23 protein-coding genes are annotated in these 24,518 nt (G+C 34.4%); 8 read left to right on the plus strand and 15 right to left on the minus strand.

Annotated elements, in window-relative coordinates; genetic code table 11:
• Window positions 1–537: 537 nt before the first annotated feature.
• The 7 genes from K5Q22_RS07155 to K5Q22_RS07185 form a co-directional block, all read right to left on the minus strand.
• Window positions 538–1,398, minus strand: coding sequence for a hypothetical protein (locus tag K5Q22_RS07155; protein ID WP_050572598.1), 861 nt, complete (start codon window positions 1,396–1,398; stop codon window positions 538–540).
• A gap of 15 nt (window positions 1,399–1,413) precedes the next feature.
• A complete protein-coding gene (locus K5Q22_RS07160) occupies window positions 1,414–2,571 on the minus strand; it encodes a trypsin-like peptidase domain-containing protein (RefSeq protein WP_205014272.1) in 1,158 nt (385 codons plus the stop codon).
• 580 nt (window positions 2,572–3,151) lie between these two features.
• Window positions 3,152–3,892, minus strand: coding sequence for a DUF3307 domain-containing protein (locus K5Q22_RS07165; protein WP_205014270.1), 741 nt, complete (start codon window positions 3,890–3,892; stop codon window positions 3,152–3,154).
• Between the two features lie 3 nt (window positions 3,893–3,895).
• The gene (locus K5Q22_RS07170; RefSeq protein WP_205014267.1) at window positions 3,896–4,564 is read right to left on the minus strand and encodes a SatD family protein; all 669 of its coding nucleotides are present in this window, start codon (window positions 4,562–4,564) and stop codon (window positions 3,896–3,898) included.
• Window positions 4,565–4,757: 193 nt separating this feature from the next.
• Window positions 4,758–6,332: a signal recognition particle protein gene (ffh, locus tag K5Q22_RS07175; RefSeq protein WP_205014266.1), complete on the minus strand. Its 1,575-nt coding sequence runs from the start codon at window positions 6,330–6,332 to the stop codon at window positions 4,758–4,760.
• Between the two features lie 12 nt (window positions 6,333–6,344).
• Window positions 6,345–6,677 carry a putative DNA-binding protein gene (locus K5Q22_RS07180; protein ID WP_002935001.1) on the minus strand — a complete coding sequence of 111 codons (333 nt, stop codon included), beginning with the start codon at window positions 6,675–6,677 and terminating at the stop codon, window positions 6,345–6,347.
• Between the two features lie 101 nt (window positions 6,678–6,778).
• On the minus strand, window positions 6,779–7,477 hold the full coding sequence (locus tag K5Q22_RS07185; protein ID WP_172115228.1) for a GntR family transcriptional regulator: 699 nt from the start codon (window positions 7,475–7,477) through the stop codon (window positions 6,779–6,781).
• Between the two features lie 275 nt (window positions 7,478–7,752).
• On the opposite strand from K5Q22_RS07185, the gene guaA reads away from it, so the two are divergent.
• Window positions 7,753–9,303: a glutamine-hydrolyzing GMP synthase gene (gene guaA, locus K5Q22_RS07190; protein WP_205014264.1), complete on the plus strand. Its 1,551-nt coding sequence runs from the start codon at window positions 7,753–7,755 to the stop codon at window positions 9,301–9,303.
• 208 nt (window positions 9,304–9,511) lie between these two features.
• On the opposite strand, the gene K5Q22_RS07195 is transcribed toward guaA, so the two are convergent.
• From K5Q22_RS07195 to K5Q22_RS07215, 5 genes are all read right to left on the minus strand, one after another.
• A complete protein-coding gene (locus K5Q22_RS07195; RefSeq protein WP_205014261.1) occupies window positions 9,512–11,128 on the minus strand; it encodes a hypothetical protein in 1,617 nt (538 codons plus the stop codon).
• Window positions 11,118–12,140, minus strand: a complete 1,023-nt coding sequence (locus K5Q22_RS07200; protein WP_205014259.1) for a hypothetical protein — start codon at window positions 12,138–12,140, stop codon at window positions 11,118–11,120. Before K5Q22_RS07200 ends, K5Q22_RS07195 begins: the two co-directional genes overlap by 11 nt.
• A 154-nt stretch (window positions 12,141–12,294) precedes the next feature.
• Window positions 12,295–12,699 (minus strand): hypothetical protein, encoded by a 405-nt coding sequence (locus tag K5Q22_RS07205; protein ID WP_205014258.1) that lies wholly within the window; start codon window positions 12,697–12,699, stop codon window positions 12,295–12,297.
• 16 nt (window positions 12,700–12,715) lie between these two features.
• Window positions 12,716–13,555, minus strand: coding sequence for a hypothetical protein (locus tag K5Q22_RS07210; RefSeq protein WP_205014256.1), 840 nt, complete (start codon window positions 13,553–13,555; stop codon window positions 12,716–12,718).
• Window positions 13,556–13,570: 15 nt separating this feature from the next.
• A complete protein-coding gene (locus K5Q22_RS07215; protein ID WP_205014253.1) occupies window positions 13,571–14,548 on the minus strand; it encodes a hypothetical protein in 978 nt (325 codons plus the stop codon).
• Window positions 14,549–14,664: 116 nt separating this feature from the next.
• Here K5Q22_RS07215 and K5Q22_RS07220 point away from each other — a divergent pair, with 116 nt between their 5' ends.
• Complete coding sequence (locus K5Q22_RS07220) at window positions 14,665–14,871, plus strand: helix-turn-helix transcriptional regulator (protein WP_024406352.1); 207 nt, start codon at window positions 14,665–14,667, stop codon at window positions 14,869–14,871.
• 24 nt (window positions 14,872–14,895) lie between these two features.
• Here K5Q22_RS07220 and K5Q22_RS07225 read toward each other — a convergent pair whose 3' ends face one another.
• Window positions 14,896–16,197, minus strand: a complete 1,302-nt coding sequence (locus tag K5Q22_RS07225) for a hypothetical protein (RefSeq protein WP_205014252.1) — start codon at window positions 16,195–16,197, stop codon at window positions 14,896–14,898.
• Window positions 16,198–16,450: 253 nt separating this feature from the next.
• Between K5Q22_RS07225 and K5Q22_RS07230 the strand changes: the two genes are divergently transcribed.
• The 5 genes from K5Q22_RS07230 to K5Q22_RS07250 all read left to right on the plus strand — a co-directional run bounded on the left by K5Q22_RS07230 (window position 16,451) and on the right by K5Q22_RS07250 (window position 20,545).
• Window positions 16,451–16,759 (plus strand): hypothetical protein, encoded by a 309-nt coding sequence (locus K5Q22_RS07230; RefSeq protein WP_205014251.1) that lies wholly within the window; start codon window positions 16,451–16,453, stop codon window positions 16,757–16,759.
• 21 nt (window positions 16,760–16,780) lie between these two features.
• Window positions 16,781–17,305: a hypothetical protein gene (locus tag K5Q22_RS07235; RefSeq protein ID WP_024406349.1), complete on the plus strand. Its 525-nt coding sequence runs from the start codon at window positions 16,781–16,783 to the stop codon at window positions 17,303–17,305.
• Window positions 17,306–17,813: 508 nt separating this feature from the next.
• The gene (locus tag K5Q22_RS07240; protein WP_205014250.1) at window positions 17,814–19,052 is read left to right on the plus strand and encodes a Rep family protein; all 1,239 of its coding nucleotides are present in this window, start codon (window positions 17,814–17,816) and stop codon (window positions 19,050–19,052) included.
• On the plus strand, window positions 19,033–19,263 hold the full coding sequence (locus K5Q22_RS07245; RefSeq protein WP_398578139.1) for a DUF3173 domain-containing protein: 231 nt from the start codon (window positions 19,033–19,035) through the stop codon (window positions 19,261–19,263). Before K5Q22_RS07240 ends, K5Q22_RS07245 begins: the two co-directional genes overlap by 20 nt.
• The gene (locus tag K5Q22_RS07250) at window positions 19,235–20,545 is read left to right on the plus strand and encodes a site-specific integrase (protein ID WP_205014248.1); all 1,311 of its coding nucleotides are present in this window, start codon (window positions 19,235–19,237) and stop codon (window positions 20,543–20,545) included. The genes K5Q22_RS07245 and K5Q22_RS07250 overlap by 29 nt, the downstream gene beginning before the upstream one ends.
• A gap of 232 nt (window positions 20,546–20,777) precedes the next feature.
• On the opposite strand, the gene mcrC is transcribed toward K5Q22_RS07250, so the two are convergent.
• Together mcrC and K5Q22_RS07260 are read right to left on the minus strand one after the other, a co-directional pair.
• A complete protein-coding gene (gene mcrC, locus K5Q22_RS07255; protein ID WP_205014247.1) occupies window positions 20,778–21,827 on the minus strand; it encodes a 5-methylcytosine-specific restriction endonuclease system specificity protein McrC in 1,050 nt (349 codons plus the stop codon).
• On the minus strand, window positions 21,824–23,521 hold the full coding sequence (locus K5Q22_RS07260; protein WP_205014245.1) for an AAA family ATPase: 1,698 nt from the start codon (window positions 23,519–23,521) through the stop codon (window positions 21,824–21,826). Before K5Q22_RS07260 ends, mcrC begins: the two co-directional genes overlap by 4 nt.
• A gap of 195 nt (window positions 23,522–23,716) precedes the next feature.
• On the opposite strand from K5Q22_RS07260, the gene K5Q22_RS07265 reads away from it, so the two are divergent.
• Window positions 23,717–24,505, plus strand: coding sequence for a hypothetical protein (locus K5Q22_RS07265; protein WP_205014243.1), 789 nt, complete (start codon window positions 23,717–23,719; stop codon window positions 24,503–24,505).
• Window positions 24,506–24,518 lie beyond the last annotated feature (13 nt).

Genomic DNA, 24,518 nt, shown 5'->3' on the forward strand with positions numbered 1-24,518 from the left:
GTTTCTATCTCGGTATTATCATGGGGTTAGACTATGTTAAGTCGATTGTTCATAAATTTTTAGTTTTTTCTTTTCACGTTTTATTTGTATAATTCTACCGTATACATCCATAGTATATCGATGCTCTGGATTCGTTTGACATACCCACCAAGTTTTTTTAGTATTTTAATGATTTTATATAGTTATAGATTATTTAAATAAGCCCATTCTGTTCGCAATTCATCATAGATATTTTAGTTGATTATACACTATACTCCTCAATCTCTTTGTTCTCAGCTGTCAACAGCCCAGTTTGAATATCTTGGGAACGATTTCGAAGAATGAAACTCTCAGCGTTAAGAGTTTTGTTGGTTATGATTGCGATGACTTGAAAATTCTCATCCTTATAATATAATTGTGCAATGTTATTTGTGCTTTTTATAAATGTTTTTATTTCTCATTTTTCGGATAAGATTCTCCAAATAATGAATTACAATACAAAAAAACATTAGTAACGGAAGTGTGTCATTACTAATGTTTTTTGTATTGTAGTAAAGGCTATTCTGCATACCAGCCTATTCCTTCATAATTCCATCCAATACTATCCAAATAGTCAGCTTCCCCTTTTGAAGTCGTATAATGATGACTTCCTGCTCCGAGTGCATTAGGGTTATAGAGGCGATAAACTGGAATTGTACCGCCAGACTGCCAGCCAATATTTTCTGAACGCCACCCAAGCGTTACTAGAATATCATGTTCCCCTTTTGAAGTCGTATAATGATGATCTCCGTTATTTGGATTATAAAGACGATATACCGGCTCACCAACTACAGGGGCATTCCATCCAATTCCTTCAAAATGCCATCCAACTGCTGATAGATAATTCTTCTCTCCGAGAGCAGCGGTATAAAAATGTTCGCCAGAATTAGGATTATAAAGACGATACATAGCATTCGTAGTGTTAGATACTGTTACTGTAACGGGTTCCATATAAATCTCTTGAATTCTCCAATTGGTACTTAGTCCTAATTGTTTCAATTCATTACTAAATTTAGGATTCTTGCTAGGATCAGAAACGCCAAATTTTATTATAGCTTTTCCTGACTTAAGCGCTATCCATTCGCCATTCTCATTAAAACTCAATACACTCGGATCGGAACTCTCTAATGTAAAAGAGTACTGTGTTTTTGCTAAATAATGCTCCATTGGACGTTTTACCTGTCCAACTTGACCTACAGTCAACTCTAGAGGTAATCCTACATATTCATATCCCGTAAAAGTTGCGACAAATTCTAATGCACTATCAGATTGATTTACCGCATAAACACTACTAACCGTCTCTTCAGCACTAATAGAAACCGAACGGATCGCCAATAAACATAAAGATGCTGTTACCAAACCTAAAAAAATTTTTTTCATAATACTTCCTCCAACCTATTTAGTTTTAAATGCAACACCTTCATACCCCCAACCAACAGCAATAAGGTGATTTCTTTCTAAATAATTGACTGTATAAAAGTGTTCACCTGTATTTGGATTATAGAGTCGAAAAACTTCTAGGTTATCACCTGAGTAGAAAGCAATGTTCTCGTATTTCCACCCTATCGCCACAAGAGAATCTTTTTCAGCGGTGTTTGTCGTGTAAAAATGATGACCATTATTTGGATTATAGAGACGGTGAACAGGAACATTATTCCCTGCTTCCCAAGCAATTCCTTCATCTTTCCATCCCAAACTTACTAAATGATTTTTCTCACCAAGACTACTTGTATAATGATGCCATCCAGAATTAGGGTTGTATACCCGGTAGACCGCGCCTGAAGTTGAATTGACTGTTTCTATAAGTTGTTGAACATCTGGTGTAATAAGTCTTGCTATATTATGCTGTTCAGTCTGGTTCCCTGCATAATGTATTGCAATAATTTGATTAGCTTCGTTTAGAATTGGACTACCACTCTGTCCACCAGACGTGTCTAAATTATAAGTGATAGTTGAACCAGATGAACTTATGATTTTTCCTTCAGATAAATACATTCCCATTCGATCACCTGGATAACCAATGGTCTTAATATACTGTCCAACATTAGCTTGCTGAACTGCTAATCCTAGATATCCTGTCTGATTACCAAGCGATGATTGAAGTTTAATAACACCAATATCTTGTGTACTATCTCCAGTTAAATAGCCACTCAATACTTCCGTCTCCTGTGCAACAGAATATCCAAGTGGTGCTGTAAAAGTTTCTCCATTCCAGGTTGCTGATGGAACAACCTTTACATTTTGATAATACTCCTTATTTCTTGAGTTATAAACACAATGAGCTGCTGTCAAGACAATATCTTCACTAATCATTACACCAGATCCACTACCTACTATTCTCTGACCATGTTCATTAAGACCCTCAAATGTAATTCTTACCATCTTCTTATTTAAAGTACTAGTTGTATCAGATAAATACTGTCTGTCGTCCGTTCCGATGATAACTTCAGATGATGGTAAATTTGTAAATACTTCATCTGCCCTGACAAATAAAACGCTTGTCACAAACAATGTTGCACTAATCAAAGTAATAAATGGTTTATTCTTTTTCATACATTTCCTCCAATAACGTTCAAAAATAATAAGCTCAACCAACCTATTACAGTATTTTTAAACTCTAACATCTTTAATTAAAGTAATCGCTTTCAAGTTTAGTCTATCAATTAAAAAGGTCGTTGTCAAGCAAGCTATAAAAATTATGGGACGAACACACAAAGAAAATGCTTGTAACTAGTTTATTGTATAAAAATCCATAAAAATTCTCTCTTTCCAATAAGACTACATTTGCTGAAATTACAAAATAAAAATATTATTCAAAATAATATCATAGCTACTTTAAATGTATTATCATGTTGGTATTCAATTTTGTAGAGCCTCAAAAATAAAAAATATTGACTAATAAGAATTCTAAAAATATCCTATAAAATCTTTACAATAGAATGTACTGAAAAACGTACTTTTGAAAACTCATTATTCACTTGATTTGATTACTAGAAATGCATATTTGAATCGTGATTTATTGAAGTAATTATATGGGAGCTGAACCATAAACCCATGTATTGAAAAGAATAAAATAAAGTCTATTTTTACAAAAAAAAGTTTACACAAAATAAATTATGTAAACTTTTTTCTTTTATAAAATCAACAAAGCATACAAAACGAGTACACTAATGATACTAAATAGCGAACCAATTAAATAGTATTCAGCAAAGGCTTGGCTTTTGGATATTTTATCATAGCGTGCGATGGACTTTGCTGTAAATACCAGTCCGATAGCTGTGTATTGGCCTAGAAGTAGAAAAATTCCCATTATGAGGCGCTCCAATTGACCAATCAAGGCTCCTGCACCTGTCACAGTCTGCTCTTCTTCTCCTTCCGCTACCTGATATTTGCTAAAGTAGAGTTTGAAAAGAATATTGACGGGCTTGCTGATCAGAAGGATAAAAAGGATTTGCAGGCGGAGATAATTTGGTTCAATCCAGAGTGAGTGTGAAGCGACATTAACACCGATAGTGTGATAAAGAATGATGATTGAGATGATATGTAGCAATTGATCAGCTAAGAATGCTCCAGCTTCCCAGGAGTCCTTTATCCAATGGTGTTTGTTGAGAAAATATTTGACATAGTCAATCGCAAGATGACTCAGCCAAACTTGAAAAAATAAATCTCCGTTTTGAACGGGGGTCAGTAAGGCTAGAATAAGAAGAGGGATAGCAACAATGAAAAGGTGCATGAAAAGAGCTTTCAACTGAAGCTTTTTAGCATCTGCCAGTGCTTGACTTTGGAAGGTGAAATCACTTAAAAAGTGGGCAATAAGCAAGGCTGTTAAAACTGGATGTTGAATAAGATAGCTAGAAATAACTGAAAATGACATGCTTTATCCTTCTTTCTGACTGAGCTGGAGAATCAAATTCATGGCAGTTTGACGATTACGCAGGTAGAGTTTGATTCCACTGGATTTCAAACGTTTGGTAAAGGCGCTTTGACTGAGTTTCATTTTCTCAGCAATTGGCTTTTGTGTGAAATCTTCTTGATAGATTTTTTGGGAGATTAAGGTTTCAAACAGATCCGTTTGCGAACGATTCCAGGCAGCTTTGATGAAATCGCTAGAAGTTAGCAAGGGGTTGATCACACGATCGATTTGCTTGTATTCAGATGAAAAGGCAATTTTGCTGGTGCCATAGTCATGGTTGTCATGAATGAAGTCAATAGCCTTGCGTGCTTCCCAATAAGCTGGACCATCTGCTCCAATACTTAGCTTGGGATCGATAGCTGTTAGAATCTCCCCCAAACCAATTCCAAATCGAATCTCCACCTCATCACGAAAGGCTAGTTGGATTTGGTCAATCATCAAAAAAATATAAGGGTTAGGCTTGCATAAGGCTTGAAATTCATCTCCCTTTGTAATGGTAAAAGGCGATGCGAAGTCCTGAGAGAAGGAATGATTGATTCTATTCAGCTGTTGTTTTAGCCGCTCTTGGATACTAGAGCGGTTGGAAGTCTGTTTTGAATTGACAATATCTCCTATTATTGCGATATAATTCATAACTTGTCCTCTGTTTTCTATTATATTTCCATTATAACGGACAATATAAAGATTGTCCACTAAAAAGGAGATTTTCAATTATTTCCATCATAACGGAAAGTGTTTGGGTTCAAAAATCATTTTTTCTGCTTTGCTACTTCTATTTTATATTGCTGTATCTTACTTCTTCGAATAAAAAGTAAAAAAGAAGAGATTATTTTCTCTTCTTTTTGGCTTTCTTGATTTTATTGGCTTGGCGTTTCATGGCTTGTTTCATAGCAAACTCGCCGATTCTACCTTTCAAACCGCCTCCAAACATTTGGGACATGTCTGGCATACCAGCCCCTCCCATCAGTTGGCTCATATCAGGCATGCCTGCACCGCCCATCATATCTTCAAGAGCAGACATATCCATACCGTTCATGTTTGGCATGTTTTTAGGTAGATTATTTGGGTTGATTCCCATTTGTTTCATCATTTTGTTCATGTCGCCTGACATGACACCCTGCATCATGGTTTTCGCTTGGTTGAAATCCTTGATAAATTTATTGACTTCGACAAAGCTATTGCCAGAACCGTTAGCAATACGACGGCGACGGCTTGGTGTCAACAAATCTGGATTTTCTCGTTCAGCTGGTGTCATTGAAGATACGATAGCTCGTTTTCGTGCAATTACACGCTCGTCAACTTTCAAGTTGGCAAGTGCTGGGTTACCAGCCATGCCTGGAATCATCTTCAGCAGGTCTTCCATTGGTCCCATATTCTGAACTTGGTCCAATTGATCGATGAAATCGTTGAAATCAAAGGTATTCTCACGCATTTTTTCAGCGAGTTCCAATGATTTCTTCTCATCATATTCTTTGCTGGCTTTTTCAATCAAGGTCAGCATGTCACCCATGCCCAGAATACGCGAGGACATACGGTCTGGGTGGAAGGTTTCGATGTCGGTGATTTTTTCACCAGTACCGGTAAATTTGATTGGCTGACCAGTAATGTGACGGACAGACAAGGCTGCACCACCACGTGTATCGCCGTCAATCTTGGTCAAAATCACACCAGTAATAGCCAGTTGATCATTGAACTCACGCGCAACATTGGCAGCTTCCTGACCAATCATGGCATCGACGACTAAGAGGATTTCATTTGGCTGAGCAAACTCTTTGATTTCTCTCAATTCGGCCATAAGGGCTTGGTCAATCTGCAAACGACCGGCCGTATCAATTAAGACATAGTCATTGTGATTGGCTTTAGCTTGCTCCAAACCTTGACGAACGATTTCAAGTGCTGGAACCTGGTTTCCCAATTCAAAAACAGGTACATCAATTTGTTGACCAAGGGTCTTCAACTGGTCAATGGCAGCTGGACGATAAATATCAGCAGCAATCAAGAGTGGACGGGCATTCTCTTCCTGCTTGAGTTTGTTGGCCAACTTACCTGTGAAGGTCGTTTTACCAGCCCCCTGCAAACCAGCCATCATAATGATAGTTGGAATTTTTGGTGACTTGATGATCTCTGAAGTTTCAGAACCCAATACAGCTGTCAATTCTTCATCAACGATTTTAATGATTTGTTGAGCAGGGTTCAGAGTGTCAATGACTTCATGACCGATAGCACGTTCACGTACTTTCTTGATAAAGTCTTTGACAACTGGAAGGGCTACGTCAGCCTCTAGCAAGGCCAGACGAATTTCCTTGGTTGCTTCCTGAATATCACTCTCAGAAATTTTTCCCTTACGACGCAGATTTTTAAACACATTCTGCAAACGTTCTGTTAAGCTTTCAAAAGCCATATACTTCTCCTCTTATTCTCTATTATCAATACTGGTTAGAATAGCGATTTTTTCCTTCAAGTAAGCATCTTCTGGATACTTATTCAGTATTTCATCGAAAATCTGGCTACGCACCACATAGTCAGAATACATATGTAGCTTCATTTCGTAGTCTTCCAGTAATTTTTCTGTTCGTTTAATGTTATCATAGACCGCCTGACGGCTGACTTGAAATTCTTCAGCAATCTCAGCCAAACTGTAATCATCGGCATAATAGAGCTCGATGTAGTTCATTTGCTTGTCTGTTAGCAAGGCTGCGTAGAATTCAAATAAGGCATTCATTCGGTTGGTTTTTTCAATTTCCATAAACTTTATTATATCAAAAATTCCATATTTAATAAATAAGAAAATCCGTCATCACTAGAAAGATTACGGATTTTAAAATGTTTTACATAATTATTTTTATGTTAACTATTTTCTAAATAGAATTCGAAACGTTCTCCAACGTACTGACTATTTACAAATTCAAATGCTTGACCATCCTCGAGATAAGATACCTGTTTTAGTGCGAGAATAGCCTGGTTTTTAGAAATTTGTAAATATTGAGCCACTTTTTCATTGGCTAAACGAGCAAAAATGGTTTGTTTGCTCGTTCCAATTCGATAACCATTGTCTATAAGTGTTTTAAAGAAATGGTTGGTAACATCTTCTTTGGGGACATTTTTTATCAAGCGTTCAGGAATGCTGGCAACCTCATACACGACAGGAACATTATCTGCATAGCGGACCCGCTCCATTCGAATAACATACTCGCCACGGGATAAACCTAATTGTTCAACTTCTTTCTCATTAGGTTTGGTTCGTGTATAGGATAATAATTTGCTGCTTGGTGTCTTTCCTTGGAGTTGTACTAATTCAGTAAAGGAAGTCGTGCCTCGCATCTTTTCTTGAACCCGTGTACTGGCGACATAAGTACCGGAACCAATCTTGCGTTGTAGCACCCCTTCCTCCACTAAAAGTGTGATTCCTTGACGGAGTGTCATACGAGAAACACCAAATTCATCTGCTAAATCGCGTTCACTTGGTAAACGTTGACCAATTTTCCAGATTCCGTTATCGATTTGTTCCTTAATTTTATCGTGAATTGTGATATATGCTGCTTTCATTTATCTAGCCTTTCTCTTCTTTCTAGTTTACCAAAAATAAAGGCGTTTGGCTAATTCAGGCTACACTCCATTGGTAAAATTCTCCTAGGCAAACAATGAAGTCAGATTGCCTAAAATAAAGTTAGTAAAAACAATAAAAATACGAACACTAACATTTTTATTATCATTCATAGTTTGCAAAACAGATATTTAACAAATAAAATTTGGAAAATGTTCGCTTTTATGTTAAAATAACTACTAGTATTTGAATTTTTTTCAAAACGAAAGGGAAAAACATGACAAAACAAGATGTCCAAAAAATTATTGTATTGGATTATGGTAGCCAGTACAACCAACTTATTTCACGTCGAATTCGTGAATTTGGTGTCTTTTCAGAATTGAAAAACCATAAAATTACAGCTGAGGAAGTCCGTGCCATCAATCCAATTGGTATCGTTCTTTCAGGCGGACCAAACTCTGTGTACGCAGAAAATGCCTTTGATATTGATCCAGAAATCTTTGAATTGGGTATTCCAATTCTGGGAATCTGCTACGGTATGCAGTTGATTACCCATAAATTGGGTGGTAAGGTTGTTCCTGCTGGTGAGGCTGGAAATCGTGAATATGGTCAATCAAATCTTCAACTGAAGACTGAATCAGCGCTTTTTGCTGGAACACCAGAAGAGCAGCTTGTACTCATGAGCCACGGGGATGCTGTGACTGAAATTCCTGCTGATTTCCACTTGGTTGGTCTTTCTGCTGACTGTCCTTTTGCTGCTATTGAAAATACTGAACGCCGTATCTACGGTATCCAATTCCATCCAGAAGTCCGTCATTCGGTTTATGGAAATGATATTTTGAAAAACTTCGCATTTGGTATCTGTGGTGCTAAGGGCGACTGGACAATGGAAAACTTCATCGAAACAGAAATTGAAAAAATCCGCCAAACAGTCGGTGACAAGAAAGTCTTGCTTGGTTTGTCAGGCGGTGTAGATTCATCAGTTGTTGGGGTCCTTCTCCAACGCGCTATTGGTGACCAGTTGACTTGTATCTTCGTTGACCATGGTCTTCTTCGCAAGAATGAAGGTAATCAAGTTATGGAGATGTTGGGTGGTAAGTTTGGTCTCAATATTATTCGCGTTGATGCTGCTAAGCGTTTCTTGGATTTACTTGCTGGCGTATCTGACCCTGAGAAGAAACGTAAAATCATCGGTAATGAATTTGTTTACGTATTTGACGATGAAGCAAGCAAGTTGACCGATGTTGAATTCTTGGCTCAAGGAACCCTCTATACCGACATTATCGAGTCTGGAACGGATACTGCTGAAACGATCAAATCTCACCACAACGTTGGTGGTCTGCCAGAAGATATGCAGTTCAAGCTGATTGAGCCGCTCAATACTCTCTTTAAAGATGAGGTTCGTGCCCTCGGTACTGCTCTTGGTATGCCAGATGAGGTCGTGTGGCGCCAACCATTCCCAGGACCAGGCCTTGCCATTCGTGTCATGGGTGAAATCACTGAGGAAAAACTTAAAACCGTTCGCGAATCTGACGCTATCTTGCGTGAGGAAATTGCAAAAGCGGGTCTTGACCGCGATGTCTGGCAATATTTCACGGTTAATACTGGCGTTCGCTCCGTAGGTGTCATGGGAGATGGTCGTACCTACGACTACACCATCGCCATCCGTGCTATCACTTCTGTTGATGGAATGACAGCTGACTTTGCCAAACTACCATGGGATGTTCTTCAAAAAATCTCTGTCCGCATCGTAAACGAAGTAGACCACGTCAACCGCATCGTCTATGATATCACAAGTAAACCACCAGCAACAGTTGAGTGGGAATAATGGAGAGGCTTGATTTACCTTCAAAATAGCGATTCTACAGCAGTTTAGCAGGAACAAACTAGTCTAAAAAGGGCGAATCTTCGTTTGATTCCCCCCTAAATCCCCCCGAAAAAAAGAATTAGCCAGAAAAAATTTCTAGCTAATTCTTTTTTATACTCTATTTCTTTTTTCAAATTAATACAGGAATTCGTAAAACTGAAAAAGATTTTTAATAAATTGTCGATGTTTCTATATTAAACTTTTTTAAAATAAGTATAAACTCATCAGTATATTTTGAATTAAGAATCTTGCTGTCATCATTTATACTGTAGTCAATGGCATTTACGCCCTCTATATTTGAGTATTTATCAACAGCATACTCTTGATTTTTTAAGGTAGCTGAAAGAATAACTTGCTTATTTAATTTCTTATAATAATCAATCATTAGTTCCTCTTTTCTAGTTGAAATTTCCCCCTCTCTAAAAGAATCATTGATAATAGGATAAGTATGTTTTAATAAATTATTTAGAGAGATTAGTCTACAAAAATAATATACTTGTCCGTCACTTCCCGAATATGTAGCTTCCTTCTTAGTAAATAAATCATCAAAGACTAACTTTCCATCTGGGTCAATCACTTTATAAAGAGTATTCATTTTTGCAACAACATTCTCTTTAATTGATTTTATTCCATCCCTATTTGTTAATCCTTTTTGTTCTATAATTGATTTATCAAATTGTAAGCTGTGTAGTTTTCTATCTAGTTCCAACAATTTATCATCATAATTCATATCTGTTTTGATAATTTCAGAATACAATAAACTTTTTCTAAAATCACTAGGGGTATCCATTAAAAGAGTTTTTAATTCATCTTGAATTTTATTAAGTTCTTCATTTAACTCGGTAACTTCATTTTTGCTCATTGAAATTTGAAAATCAATAGAATTTAAAACATGCTTCCTAACCTCAGCATTACTTAAGTCAAAATTAACATCGCGATTTTTAAAGCTGATGTGAGAGCTTCCACAATCAGTACAATAAACATTCCCGCTTTTTATTTCCCTATTAAGCGAATTAAGCTCTTTCAATAGTTGAACTAATTTATCCTGTCTAGCTTGTTCTCTATTTCGGTCTCGTTTTATTTCTCCAATTTTATCATTTAGTTGCTTCGAACAATTTTTAAAATTCTCAAATTCTTCATTACTAGTGAATTTATCCAAATAACTAGAAACTTGTTTATCTGTCTTAAGTAATGTTAAATATTTTTTATTGGCTTTAATTTCGTTCTTGACTGCATTGATTTCTTCTTTTATTTCATCTAATTCTTTACTATTACTAATATTAGAATATCCTTTCAGTGCGACTATCATACTGAAAAAATCACTCTTATTATAATATCCTTTATTAATAATATTTGAGGGATTTCTATTATCCTGTCCTACAAAAAACAACTCATAAAAAAGTTCTAAATCTGCTACTTTTTCCCTACCGTTTTTCTCAATCACTGGAATATCAAAAATTTTTTGTTGTTTTAAAAAGTATTTTAATTCCGAAAGAGTTTCAAAAATATGAAATTCTTGAAGGAAAATAACCAGAAATGTGTCTTTTTTTCGTAAAAATTCGTAATCAACCCCTGCGCAATTAATCATTGAATAAAAATAGTAATCTTCTTTTTTAAAGTTTCCGGGGAAAATAGGTGTATTGCCAATTGAATACATAAATGCTTGAAATAATAACGTTTTACCTTTGTTATTATCATCACTAAAAATTATATTAACACCGTCAGTTAAACGTTCTTCAATAAACGCTTCTTCTAAATTTCCAAAAGCAATTTTTTTAACAAGCATTTTCTTCCATCCCTTCTTTAACCATTGAAATCAGATATAATAATGAATAGTCGTCGTTTATAATTTTAGGAATTTGATATTGTTTGATTCTATTTAAAATTTGATAAATATCATCTTTCTCTTCTACTAAAATCAATATTTGTTCAAGAAGTGACCAAAATTTTTTCTTATTACTATTTTTATCAAATAATAATCTGGATAAATTGGCGTTGCAATCTTGAATAATGTCTTTCCTATCCGAAGATGATTTATCCTTGATTACATCAAAGAAATCATTTGGAATACGTTGTTTAAATAATTCAACCCCAATTATCCTATTAACAACCAATGTTTCCAATTGTCTCTTAGTAAGATGTTTGTTTAATTTTAAAACTTCTTCAATACTATTGATTGAAATATTATGTATATTTATATTCTTTAACTCGGTTTGTTTACTTCTAACTTCATTAAAAACTGACTCAAAGAAATTGTCATCTCTAATATTACTTTTAAATCGAATGATATTTTTGATATAAATGGCCTTTGAACTATCACCTGTTACAAAATGTATCTGTTCTAAAAAAGTATTCAATTGTGACAATTGTTTTAGATTTAGCGAACCTAGCTTCTTTCTTCGTTTATATTCTTCTTCTAGACCCTCCCTTATTTTAGCTATATCTTTAAAATTATCAATTTTAAATTCAGTTAATGAAATATCCATTAGATAGTTCGCCTTTAACTTTGGAATAAAAAGAATATACTCATAAAAATCAACAGATGATATAAAGTTTTGAAATAATGTTATTAGACTTTTCCCGATAGTTTTAGGTCTCAGAGAAGAAATGTTCTTAGCTTGAACATCCCAGAGTTTCAACAAGTCACTACTTGCTCCCGTAATATCATTAAAACAATCTACAAAAAATGTATCTATATCTGTACTGTCAATTTTAAAACTCATTAAATAAAGTAATGACTTTGTTTCAAAATCATTTGCTTTGGAATTATTCTGTTCAGTTGTCTCAAAAATATACATAACTTTTACTCACTAATTTTATAATAAATATTATATCATTATTTCGGTATTAGAAGTATTTTAAATCCAATCTTTACAAGAAGTTACCTAGTTTGGATAAGTGTTCATAAAAAAGGGCTTGATTCCTATCAAGACCTTTTTTATTATTGTGCGATTATCTTTTTAATGTTACTGTTTCACCACTGTCTCCTGCTAAATCAGGTATTGTTACAGAATCTCCTGATACTGAATATTTCAGCTCAGTACCATTGTTATCACTGATAATCTGTTTGTCTGTATCAATAGTTACTTTCTCGGAATAGAGGTACTTCACATTATTGCCTCTCTCTGAAAGGAGATTGATATTAAGTATGTTTTCATCACCACTTACTTTTAGTTCATAATGCAATGTCAATTCTTCGTCTTCAAATCCCATTTCAGAACCATCAATACCGCCTTTTTCGTATGAATATGTTCCTGATAACTGACTATCATTGGCATTCGATTGATTACCACAAGCACAAAGGACAATTATCAGCGTTAGAGTGAGTAGGGTCAATATTAGTTTCTTTATGTTCATCAGTCTGCTCTTTTCTTTAATTGTTTGAAATTAGATTTTCTAGCTCTGAATCACTTGGAGCTGTAGATGGGTAAGTTTTAAATACTAGCTTGGGTACGATGTAGATATTCGCAAGGCTAGATAACACTATTTGTTCTGAAATAACCTCTTCGCCCATTACTTGGTCTTTTGTAATGTCCCATAAAGAATTTCCGTAATCGCTTGATAGTAGGTAGTATTTAGAATCTAGCTCACTATTTTGTATTTTTTTAGCATAATCAGTTTGACGATTTGCAAGAGCTGATGGAAGAATTTCAAGTTGAATAGACTCCCCAGCTGGTAAATCACTAGCAAGAGCAATCTGAGCGATTTTTACCCTCTCAGAACGTCCTGACAATGTTGTGTAGCCATATAGAGTGAAATATGTCCCATACAAGTTGTTATTGTTTGAATTGGTTGTTGTTCCAATCAGTGTTTCATCATAGTTGTTAGTAACAGTAACTTTCAATCTTCTAGTTGCTTCATCATAACCGTCAATCATGACATTTAGCTTTGTCAATTCAGAAGGAAGGTAATCATTAGTAACATTTAGACTAGCCTGTCCATTGAAGATGTTGGTTTGATTCTCATTCCATGCTTTTTGACTACGTTCCTCAATCTCATTATGGTAGTTTGAACCATCAGTCTCAGCTACTTCTTCATAAAACTCCTTCAACCACTTATTTCTTTGTTCCTCGGAGATTGAATCCTTTGATGAAGAGGAGGTTTCAACAATTTTTTCAGAGGATTTTGTGGTACTTTCATTACTCTGACAAGCAAATAAGAGTACTGTAGATGCCAATAGTGTCAAGCTAGCTAAAAATTTCTTTTTGTTCATAGTGTGTCTCCTTATTTATAACCAACCGTTTTTCTTCGCAATATCATCATAGAACTCAGAACGGTCATTCCTTCGTTTTAATTCTTCTGCCACTTTATTTTGAGCTTCGGTATTATCTCTAATGTTACGTTGCTCTTGCGCGTGTTGTTCTGCACGTTGTCTAGCCAGACGAGCTTCTGATTCTCTCGTCTCTTTTATAACAGCTTTTGATGCCTGCTCAACTCTTCTAGTCGATATTTCTATATCCCAAAGATTCAAAGCTTTTCCGATAGTCTTCGCTTGCCCATATTCTAATTTTTGTATGAGGAAATTTATGACTTCATCATTAGTCCAATACTGATTGGGAATGGAAATGGTATTCATAATATTCATCATTTCATTTTGATGGTTCAGTAGTTGAGCTTCAGTGGATTTCAAGGTATTTTTCAGATTATCTACTGCTAATTGTTGTTTTCTACGCTTTCCAGGGACGAGAGCGTTTTTCTTTCGATTCTCTGGAATAACAACATTTTCATAGTAGATTCTATTTTTTTGAACCTGTCTGATACTGTATAAAACCCAAACTATCAAAAGCCCAACCACAATCGGAACAGGAATTGAGGGTGGATAATAGATAAAGTCTTCAACCGCTTTTATTGGGATATAGAAGAATGTATCCTCAAACTCAAAATCTTGGAAAAGTATAAAAGTTCGAATAACTGTTTCTATAATGACACCAATAATGGTAACCCCTGCTAAGGCTAGTAATACAACTATAAGAAAGATTATAAACGCAATCAGGGACGGTAGATGAATCAGATTGAAAATAGTAAATCCTCTTGTTCGAATATCCCATTTAAAGTCCTCAAGAAATACTTTTTCATCTGAAATACCATTTAGAGAAACCTCAGCTTGAAAAATTTCTCTTCCAAGTTCTTTTATTCTATTTTGTGTTGAGGGAATTAGATTATTTTTTAGGGTTAAAAATCTCTTGAGAGAGAATAAAACTTCCATTTTTTACCTCTAATTTGTTTATTATCTAAAATTATACTCAATAAATTGAATATAGTCAATATGTTGGTAATGTTACCATATTGTTTATATAAGAGAATTTAAGAGCGAGTAATAACATGATTTCATATAAACCCTTCTATGAGACTTTGAATAAAAGAGGAATTTCAGAATATTATTTAATCAAGGTTGAAAAAATTTCCGCACATACGTTACATCGAATGAAATTAGGTGAACCAATAACAACAAAAACAATTGATAAATTATGTGAAATCCTTGAATGTAATGTTGAAGACGTAATCAAACATGAACTAGATGAATACTAAAAGCCAAGCACAATCGCTTGGCTTTTAGTATATTCGGTTTTCTAAGAAATTTTTTAATCTCATATCAATAATTTTGGCATATTCAAGGCAATCCTCCTTGGACTGCTGAAGTTTCTTTTTAATATCTAGATACAATTTATCACTATTATCTGTAATCGCGAGTGCTTCTTCAACCTTAAGTAATAATTGAATAATGGACTTTTCAAAATCATTCCAATATTTGCTATAATCAATTGCTTTTCCTAAATATTCATCTATTAAATCATACATATCTTTGTAATACATTGACTCAAGGTTCTGCTTTTCGAGTTCGGTATCAAAATCTTTCCATTTTTTCAAAATACTTTTAAAGGAGTATTTCTTAATATTCAAGGAATCTAGTACATTTTCAATCGTCATTATTTCTAACTCAGAACTGCTACGATTCAAATTTTCAATGATAAGCATAGTAATTGTAACTTTATGAATACATTTCCTTAGTTCCAAATAATAGTCTTCGAAATCATCATTCAATTTATTTAAAGTATAGTTTATATTTTCGTCTAAACCTTTATATTCTTCAATAATATTTTGCAACTGTAACTTTGTTACTTCCCACTTCTTCTCTACCTTTCTATATTCTTCAGGAATAAGAGTGGAAATTTTCTGTGGCGATTTGCTTAATCGACTTCGTTGAATTGCTTCAAGTGTTGCCTTTAGTTTGTAGTGACAATTAAAGTTCTTGTAGTTATCAGTTGAACATTTTCTGACCAGACGCATTAAAGATTCAAGCTTATAATCGTTACTCTTTTTAATGTTAATCTGCACAGATTTTGTAAGGTATTGATTATTTATAAAAAAATCTATTTCTTGTTTATTAAGAAATATCTCTCCATCAACAAATTGAATAAGCGTAACTAACGATTCAGTAGCAAGTAATTGAGTCTCCATTTTTTTATCATAATAATTTTCAGAGATGTAAAGGATAAAATCAGCAATTAACTTATGCATTTGCTCCTTATTCTTTTTATTTAGTCGTACCTTGCTTGTAATCTCTTCTACAATCCAATGAGTATAGTTTATTGCAAGTGGCTCCTTAGCAAATACTTTTGCTAGTTTGTTGCTTAATTCTACAAACATTGATTGAGCAATCAATTCTTCAACTTCTTCTTGAAAAATTCTAAATAATATATCGTGGTCAGTCCTGTACTGGCCATTTAACTTATCAAATTCTTCAATCTGTTCAGAAAAAATATTATTTTTGTATTCTACAAAATCATATGTTCCCTTTAAAAACGTTGCTACAGAAGCTATTTCAAGCTCTTTTTCATTGAAATAAATTTTCATAATATTGCTCCTATCGGATTTTATCATAAAACTCTGAAACCTACTATTTAGCATGTGAGCCTATTTATATAACTTGAATATTATATAATTTCACAAATTCGGATTCGAACTATTTTCTGTTTTTTACACACAAGTTTATTGCAGATATAATGAATGTAGATTAACGTTAATTGATTTTTTTAACTCTTTGTAGAATATTTTAACACAAAAGTATACTACAAAAAAGACCATCGAAATGAGAGGGAAATTAAGAATGAAAACAAAAAAACTAAGTCCTTCAGTTTTAGCCAGCGTTGTAACTGATGTTAGCAAACCATATTATTTATTGTCTACCGACTATACTTTGAAATTTAAGTACGACGATAATGGTAGAACGGATAAGATAACAGGATACAAATACTGGTTTATGCAAGACAATTCAGAGCCGTTTCAAGTTGCACTTCCAGCTGAATTAAATAAAAATTTAAAAATTTTTATTGGATATAAATTTCAGAATTTAGAAGCTTATGACTACAATGGTGCGATATATTTCAGAGCTGAATCAATTCAGTTATTTGAATAAAAAAGAAAGGTAAACTGAAAAATGAAGATAACTTTGTCATCGACTGTCGCTGAGCATACACTACAAAATGAAGCAACTGACTTTGACATTGCTCTCATCACTTATAGCGAAATGTCAAAAAAAGACTTCAAGTTAAAATGTTCAAGTAGTCTAGAAGAAATGATAATCGGTCATGAAGAACGAGAAAAAGCACCGGTGTATTTAGTACTTAAAAATAAATATACTGGTGAATATTGTGATACTTCTTCTGTTTTACGACTACAAGAAAATCTGTACAATGAGCAACTTGAAAATACAAAAGCTGATTTAAAAAGAACAGAGTCAGTATTAACTTCTAGAAATGCAGAGTTAAATCGATTACTCAGTGACAAAGAAAAAGTTGAGAAAGATATTTCAAACGCTATTAGAGAACGTGCAAGTGTGAATCAAGAAATACGTGTTCTTGAACGAGATAAGCGCAAAGCAGAAAAAGAATTTGACGATTGGAAAGATGATAACCCTATTTTTCGATTTTTATATTGGCTTTCTCAGTTAATATATGACTAATTCTTTAAAATAACTCTAGAAACCGATAAAAATTGATTGCTTGTACTTAAGTGAAACTCTCAATCTATCGTTGCTCGATTTGTTGTTTTGCTGATAATTTCTTTTAAGAACTGTGATTGAATGTAGTCTGTTGAAGCCTGCAAGACAGATGAATGAAATCATAGTTCTTAAGAAAATCAGCATCAACAAGAGCAAAGGATAGCTATTGAGCAGTATCACTTAACAAGTAATCAAATTTTCTATCATTCTAGTTTATACAAGAATTAGCATACATTATTGAGAAAAATAACGAAAAATTTATCATATTTCCTCTAAAATTCTATTTCAATTGTGCATTTCGTAAGAACATTTATTGAAGATTTGCACTGACGAAACATAGCGATTAAATTATCCAAATTTTTATTTTGTCATTGTCAAGAGTAACATCTGCTCTTGAAAAAAATGCTGTCTGGGCTTGTTATAGACAGCATGAATTACATTGTCATTGTCAAAATTTGAAAGGAATAAAATGAAGAAAAAGAGAAAAATGTCAGAAAAGGTACCTTCTATTCGACATACTGCTTATATGTTCTGTTCAACAGTAGAAAGTGTTTCAATTAAAAATTTGCAAGAAATAATCAAATTATTTCAAGAAACACTGAATCCATTTGAAATTGCAGGTATCATCCACGATAAAGATATTGATACAGAATCACACTATCATATTATCATCAGGTTTAAAAATGCTATTTGGTTAAATTCAATTATCAACAAGCTTTCACAAAATGGGTTTGAGGTTCAATCAAACTTTTTCGAAGCTTGGAAAGGTAAAGTAAACAATGCTTATTCTTACTTAATCCATCGTACGGCGGATGCAAGTGAAAAATATCAATATTCAGTAGATGAAGTTTTCGCAAATTTTGACTATGCTGAAAGAATCGAGAACATTGAATCAAAAATTCAATCTAACTCTAGAAAAGAAAAAACAATCAATGTTGTACGAAACCTCATAAATAAAATAATCGCTGGAGATATAACATTCGACGAAGCAATTAAAGAGGTTGATGGATATACACTTGTGAAATACGATAGAGAATTTTCAAAAGCTAAGAAAAGACGAACAGAAATTGATTTTGAAAATTGGAAAGAAAATGCACTAAAAAATGGATTTAAGAGAGAAATTATTTGGCTTTATGGTCCATCTGGAACTGGAAAATCGAGATTATGCAAACACTTTGCAAAATCAATTGGAAAACCATTCTATACAACAGGCTCCTCACGTGACCCATTTCAAAATGTCGGTTCGCAAGAAACTATAATTATCGAAGAAATCAGACCAGGTCGGGGAGGTAATTTTAATTATGCTGATTTCTTACTTATCATTGACCCATTTAATGCTGACGCTACTGCTTCCAGTCGTTTCTTTGATAAACCAATTATTGCAACGACAATAATAATAAACACCCCATTTTCACCTTTTCAATTTTATGAATCAATTAGTAAACAAGCTGGCTTTGATAAGAAAATTGACACTGTGATTCAGCTCATTAGACGGATTACACTTCTTCAAGAAGTAACTGATAAATCTATTATTACATACAAATTCGATAATGAAAAAAATAATTATGTGGAATATGAGCGAATAGACAATCCTTACTACGAGTCCGATAAAAATAAAATTGAATTTAATTCAGATGTTTATGATAAGTATAAAAAAATGACTCTCAAAATTTCAAAGGAGGAAGATGATGACAGACAGAATGATTGAAAAATCCCATTTGATAAAGATGGGTTTTACAAAATATCAAGCCACAGGCATTATCAAACAAGTTAAACTGAATCTTGTCAATCAAGGTTATTATTTGTATAATAACAAGAGACTTGCTATTGTTCCAGCTTCTGCTGTCGAATCATTAATTGGAGTAACAATTTCAGAGGAGACAGCAGAGAATGGCAAACAAAACCCAACAAAAAACTAAATATCCAGGTGTTTACAAAGACCTAAAATCAGGTAAATTTTTTTATCAGATTGAGTTAGGTACTGACAAAGCTACAGGTGAAAGGATAAGGAGGAAAAAATCAAGAGATAGATTCGGGAATGTTTTTACATCAGCACTTCAAGCGCATAAAGAAGTTACTAGGATAAAAAGAGAGTATCATAAGGCAGATGGCTATTCTTTTTATCATATGAAGTATCGAGAATTTATGGACACAGTATATATTCCTTACTATCGTTCATATGTCGAGACCTCAACGTTTAATACTAGATATCCAGCTTTACAACTTATTATTGAAAAATTTGGTGATATAAAACTACGTGAAATAAGCGTGACCGATGTTGATAATTTTAAGATTTGGCTACTGACAGATGCAAACAATGGAGGCTCAGGTTACAGTCAATCATATGCTTCCCTAGTTTTTGGTATGTTTCGTAAAACACTTGATAAAGCTGTCGAGAGAAATTTTCTTGAATACAATATTTCAAAAAAAGTAAAAGCAATTCCAAAAGGAAAGCAAATTGTCCCTTATTGGACAAGGACGGAATTCGAGTTAGTCTTGCAACAAATATGCCTTGATGATGTATACGAACATTTATGTTTTGTAATGCTATATCTATATTATACGACTGGTATTCGAGTTAATGAAGGAACTGCTTTGTATTGGAGTGATATTGCATTTGGCCAACAACAATTACGCATCCACCATATGCTTGAGGTTCAATCAAGAAAAAAATACATTAGAAAAGAATATACAAAAACAGATGATGGAAAAAGAATCATTGAATTAGATGATACAACTGTCAGTATATTGAGGCAATGGCGAGAAATACAAACTCAAATTGGACTTGGTAAAGAAAATGACTTTATATTTACTTACGATGGCTATCCTATGATAAAATCAACCATAAACCGAATATTAAATAGATATGCAGAGCTTGCAGGTGTTCGTAGGATTCAACCTAAGGGTCTAAGACATAGTCATGCAAGCTATGTCTTAAATGAGTTAAAAGCTTCTATTCTTGCGCTTTCAAAGAGATTAGGACATTCAAGTCCTGAGATAACTTTGCGTCACTATGCTCACCTATACAGTGGTGCTGATAAAGAGATAGCCCAGTTACTCACTAATGCAATTAACATACAAACTGCACATGAAACTAGAGTAAAATTTAATGGAAATCAACATATGAAAAAATCATTCCCCCCTAAAAATCCCCCCCTTGAAGTATATACTACTTCTAATCCCTTGTCCCACAAGGGATAGGAGAATACCTGTTTCAATTGAGTGGGAGTGATAGAGCCTGGGGAGAGGCTCTATCAGCCAGTCTCTCAAGACTGTTTTACCCGACGACTGAAAACAAGAAAGCGTCGCTGATCTGGGAAATCAACTAACCCGACACTCCAAAATAGGAAAGAGTCTTATAAAAAAAACAATCAAAGAGTAGTTTAGTGCTACTACTTTGATTGTTTTTTTGTTTTCTAGCTCAAAACTCTAACTAGTACCGTTTTGGAGGGGATAGAAAATGCGATGTAATGATGTCATCCAGTTGTTCAGCAATACTTGCAAACTGCAGGTTTAAGTCCAAATTTTTGACACTAATCTGGTTTCCATGCATTTGGTAGACCTGATTAGGTTGAATATCTATATCTGTTTTAGCGTATAGAAGCATTCCCGCTACTGTATTGTTTGAATCTGACAGGCGATAAGCCTGATTTTTCACATAGGTAAAAATTTGGTATAGATTATGTGAATGGAGTGTGCGCTTATCAAAGCGAATCTGTGTGTTACTAGAATAATATTTAGCATCAATAATCAATATAGTATCTTTATATTTGAGGTAAATATCACTCTGCATGATGGGGAGCATATCTCCAAAACCATCATCTAGTGCCCAAGGTATCTGAGAGGCGGTAACCTGTATTTGGGGATAATGCTTTTTATAATATCCAAGAATGAACTTCTCATATAGCAAGGATTCCCTCCGCTCATCAAGAAAATTCATCAATTTCTTATTCCCCTCCCTCTCTGTATGAATTAATCCATTCACTACCAAATAGCAGATTGACATTAGTAATTGATACGATTGATTGTTTCGATTATATTGTAAATTCCAATTGATTGAGTGTAGATTAATTTTTGAGACTTCTCCAAAGAAAACTAAGAGTTTTCTCAATTTCTTTTTCCTGTCTCTGCTTACATCAGCTTTTAGCAGTATCTCAATGCTTGCTTTGATAATGCGATTCATTGTGCTGTCAAGAGAAAAATCATCGTATTGGCAAACAAGTTGCTTTCTACGCCAATTCGGAGGTGTTAAAGATTCAGCGATATGTATTTTACCTTTAAGTGCCGAGAGTGACTCGGTTTGAGAACGATACTCTCTACCAAGTCCTCTTTTCACCTGTATCGAGAGGCTAATGATCATTATTTCCGCCAGTAGATCTGCAGCATTTTTAAATTCTTCAGTAGCGATCCGTTTATATTCCTGCTTATGAAGGATTTTGAATGCGTAAGATAGCATATAGTAGATATTTTGGACAGGTATCACTGGATGGTACTCCTTAACTTACTACTCCAATCATGAATTTTTGTCGGTTCATCAAACCAATATTCTTTCAATAGGGGAATCAGTTCATATTCAACAATGGCTTCTAGTAAGCCTTGGTCCAGTACTTCTGCTGATAAACCGCAGAAGTAACTATGCCCAATACAGAAGCTATCTCCCAGTACTTCCTCTGTTGAAATGGCCTGATTTAGCTTTTCTACACAGGAAATGAGTCTATCGAATTTTTCGTTTTTCAGATTTGTTTGATAATATTTGAATCCCGCAGTTGAAAAACCTGGCTTAATGTCAAAGAAGGCAAAGCGACGTCTCAGTGCATAATCAAGTAGGGCTAAACTCCTATCTGCGGTATTCATCATGCCGATGAGATATAGATTTTCTGGAATTGAGAATTGCTCATCCGAGTAGAGGAGCTGTAAAGACTTGCCTCGTTTGTCATTTTCTATCAGCATAAACAGTTCACCAAAAATTTTGCTCAAATTTCCCCTGTTTATTTCATCAATAATAAAGAAATAATCATGACCCTTGTCAGATTCTGCTTTTTTGCAGAAAGTATAGAATGCCCCCCTTCTCAGCTCAAAGCCACTTGTCGAAGGTCTAAAGCCCATGATGAAGTCCTCGTAGGAATAGCTTTGGTGAAACTGAATTGTCATGACCCTTTCTAAATCTGGCTTACCCATTAATGAAAATGCTAGGCGTTCTGCAACAAACGTCTTTCCAACTCCTGGTGCTCCTTGTAAGATGATATTCTTTTTCATTTGGAGTATGGAGGTTAATTTATCATACTCTTCTTCTGTCATATAGACTTCTGATAGGAAGTGATTTTTCGTATAGCTATCTTCTACTACCTCTTCTCCACCTATCACGTTTCCAGTATCAGCTTCCTCAGCCAGTGGAGAAATTGCTCTTGCACTTCTTTCCTTCTCTTCTTGATTGATCTGTTTAGAGTATTTCCAAGCCATGGCTGATAATTCTTTAAAATCTTTCAGTTTGCTCTCTGCACTGTTTAAATAATGATGCATAGAGTCCGATATATAAAAATAATCATCGGCAGAAATTTTTGACTTCATCTTTGGTAGTTTTTTGATGACATCAGTAGGAATCTCCCCAGATTCGTACACATACCACTTATTTCTGCTATCTAAGTTCAAGAAAAAGTCAGGAGCAATCCAATACAAGGCCATCGTAATCTTGCTGTTACCATTTCCTTTCTTGTTTATAGCCAAATCAAAATAGTGTGAAAATTTTTCTTTCTTCTCAGCCGTAGGCTCCTTGCTATAGGTCAAAGCAGCAATGAAAAGTTCCCATAAGTCATCAATATCATTCTCATCACGATCTCCGATAAAGTAATAGAAAGTCGCATTCTGATTCATCAGTACTGGTATGCTTTCAAAAGAGGATGGGATTTCCGCTTGGAGGTGGAATAATTCTGCTATAGCTATCAGAATTTTGATGCGATTCTTCTCTTTTATTTGCTTATTGAAGAGTCCAAATATCGTAAAAGGATCAATATCTATCAGTTGATTGTCCTTTTCTAACGTGGGCATATGTATCTTTGTTTTGGTATAGATAGCTTTTACTTTTTCAACCAGCTCTGCTCTATTATCTTTATAGTCTACTAATTTCCAAGCAAATTCCTTATAAAAGTTTACCCAATTGAATTGATTTTGTTCATCCATAGTATCCTCCAACGGTGTTGTATCTACACCTATTAAATTATGAGTTCGCATTTACCTATATTTTATCATTAAACATTCCTGTCGTAAACTTAGAATTTATATACTTGTGTAACCGTTTAATGCGGTACCTTAAAATAGTTGCTTTTGATATTTTTATATGATAATATGTGAATGAAAACGTTTTAGAAAGGTGTGATGGCTGTGCTGAAATACTCGAAAGTGCTGTTACTTGTCTTGCTTATTGCTACTGGTCTATCTTGTATCGGAATCTACTGGCTTGGAAAAGAGCAAAATAGACTATTAAATGAGCAGTGTCATTCCTTGAACATACGTATTATTAATGATCTAGGAACAAAAATTGATGCCATTGGTGGTCCGCAAAATCCGCGTATCATTGGATTCTATCAACGAGATGCCACTACTGCTATCAGCCAGCGGATTGGTACAGCTTCTGAGGAGGAACTGAAAATAGCTAAACCTGACAATCTATTCCAGAAAGAGTGGATTGTTCTCTATCCTCAAACGCGCAGCAGTCCCTTTGAAAATACTTCTGCCTATGCAGTAATGAAAACCAGTATCAAGGCTGACTGGCTCCATGTGACTACTTCGTCAGAGACGGAATTAGATATTTTTTATGAGAAGGCAGATGAAAGCTTGCTGACCTTGGAAGACTTGGTGCAAGACAAGGAAAGTTTTCGTACTACACTAAAAACAATCCTAGTTTCAGCTAAAAATGAGGCTGAAATTCAAGTTCAAAAAGATATTTTAGAAATGTTTGATAGTGATGATTGGTCTGCTATTCCCTTTTCTTACACTGAAAAATCTCTGATATTGGAGAAAGCTATCATTTCAATTTCTGCATTTGTAGATAGTTTAAATCCCTACTATTTTTCAGAACAAACCCTTGCAGATTTGCGTTTATCAGAAGAATCGCGCCAGGCTTTGGAAGATTCGGTAGATAAGACAATTATCGCCTATCCTTGAATAAACGGTGGGA

Source organism: Streptococcus sp. 2018162, from assembly GCF_019754175.1.
In the GTDB taxonomy this organism is placed as follows: domain Bacteria; phylum Bacillota; class Bacilli; order Lactobacillales; family Streptococcaceae; genus Streptococcus; species Streptococcus hashimotonensis.

Bases quoted from the DNA above. Each gene is read 5' to 3' on its own strand.
- K5Q22_RS07195 (WP_205014261.1), bottom strand. From the start codon at position 11,128: ATGCTTGTTAAAAAAATTGCTTTTGGAAATTTAGAAGAAGCGTTTATT.
- K5Q22_RS07205 (WP_205014258.1), bottom strand. From the start codon at position 12,699: ATGAACATAAAGAAACTAATATTGACCCTACTCACTCTAACGCTGATA.
- K5Q22_RS07240 (WP_205014250.1), top strand. From the start codon at position 17,814: ATGAAGAAAAAGAGAAAAATGTCAGAAAAGGTACCTTCTATTCGACAT.
- K5Q22_RS07230 (WP_205014251.1), top strand. From the start codon at position 16,451: ATGAAAACAAAAAAACTAAGTCCTTCAGTTTTAGCCAGCGTTGTAACT.
- K5Q22_RS07155 (WP_050572598.1), bottom strand. From the start codon at position 1,398: ATGAAAAAAATTTTTTTAGGTTTGGTAACAGCATCTTTATGTTTATTG.
- K5Q22_RS07165 (WP_205014270.1), bottom strand. From the start codon at position 3,892: ATGTCATTTTCAGTTATTTCTAGCTATCTTATTCAACATCCAGTTTTA.
- K5Q22_RS07250 (WP_205014248.1), top strand. From the start codon at position 19,235: ATGGCAAACAAAACCCAACAAAAAACTAAATATCCAGGTGTTTACAAA.
- K5Q22_RS07215 (WP_205014253.1), bottom strand. From the start codon at position 14,548: ATGGAAGTTTTATTCTCTCTCAAGAGATTTTTAACCCTAAAAAATAAT.
- K5Q22_RS07180 (WP_002935001.1), bottom strand. From the start codon at position 6,677: ATGGAAATTGAAAAAACCAACCGAATGAATGCCTTATTTGAATTCTAC.
- K5Q22_RS07210 (WP_205014256.1), bottom strand. From the start codon at position 13,555: ATGAACAAAAAGAAATTTTTAGCTAGCTTGACACTATTGGCATCTACA.
- K5Q22_RS07245 (WP_398578139.1), top strand. From the start codon at position 19,033: ATGACAGACAGAATGATTGAAAAATCCCATTTGATAAAGATGGGTTTT.
- K5Q22_RS07170 (WP_205014267.1), bottom strand. From the start codon at position 4,564: ATGAATTATATCGCAATAATAGGAGATATTGTCAATTCAAAACAGACT.
- K5Q22_RS07220 (WP_024406352.1), top strand. From the start codon at position 14,665: ATGATTTCATATAAACCCTTCTATGAGACTTTGAATAAAAGAGGAATT.
- K5Q22_RS07265 (WP_205014243.1), top strand. From the start codon at position 23,717: ATGGCTGTGCTGAAATACTCGAAAGTGCTGTTACTTGTCTTGCTTATT.
- K5Q22_RS07200 (WP_205014259.1), bottom strand. From the start codon at position 12,140: ATGTATATTTTTGAGACAACTGAACAGAATAATTCCAAAGCAAATGAT.
- K5Q22_RS07225 (WP_205014252.1), bottom strand. From the start codon at position 16,197: ATGAAAATTTATTTCAATGAAAAAGAGCTTGAAATAGCTTCTGTAGCA.
- K5Q22_RS07235 (WP_024406349.1), top strand. From the start codon at position 16,781: ATGAAGATAACTTTGTCATCGACTGTCGCTGAGCATACACTACAAAAT.
- K5Q22_RS07185 (WP_172115228.1), bottom strand. From the start codon at position 7,477: ATGAAAGCAGCATATATCACAATTCACGATAAAATTAAGGAACAAATC.
- ffh (WP_205014266.1), bottom strand. From the start codon at position 6,332: ATGGCTTTTGAAAGCTTAACAGAACGTTTGCAGAATGTGTTTAAAAAT.
- K5Q22_RS07160 (WP_205014272.1), bottom strand. From the start codon at position 2,571: ATGAAAAAGAATAAACCATTTATTACTTTGATTAGTGCAACATTGTTT.
- guaA (WP_205014264.1), top strand. From the start codon at position 7,753: ATGACAAAACAAGATGTCCAAAAAATTATTGTATTGGATTATGGTAGC.
- K5Q22_RS07260 (WP_205014245.1), bottom strand. From the start codon at position 23,521: ATGGATGAACAAAATCAATTCAATTGGGTAAACTTTTATAAGGAATTT.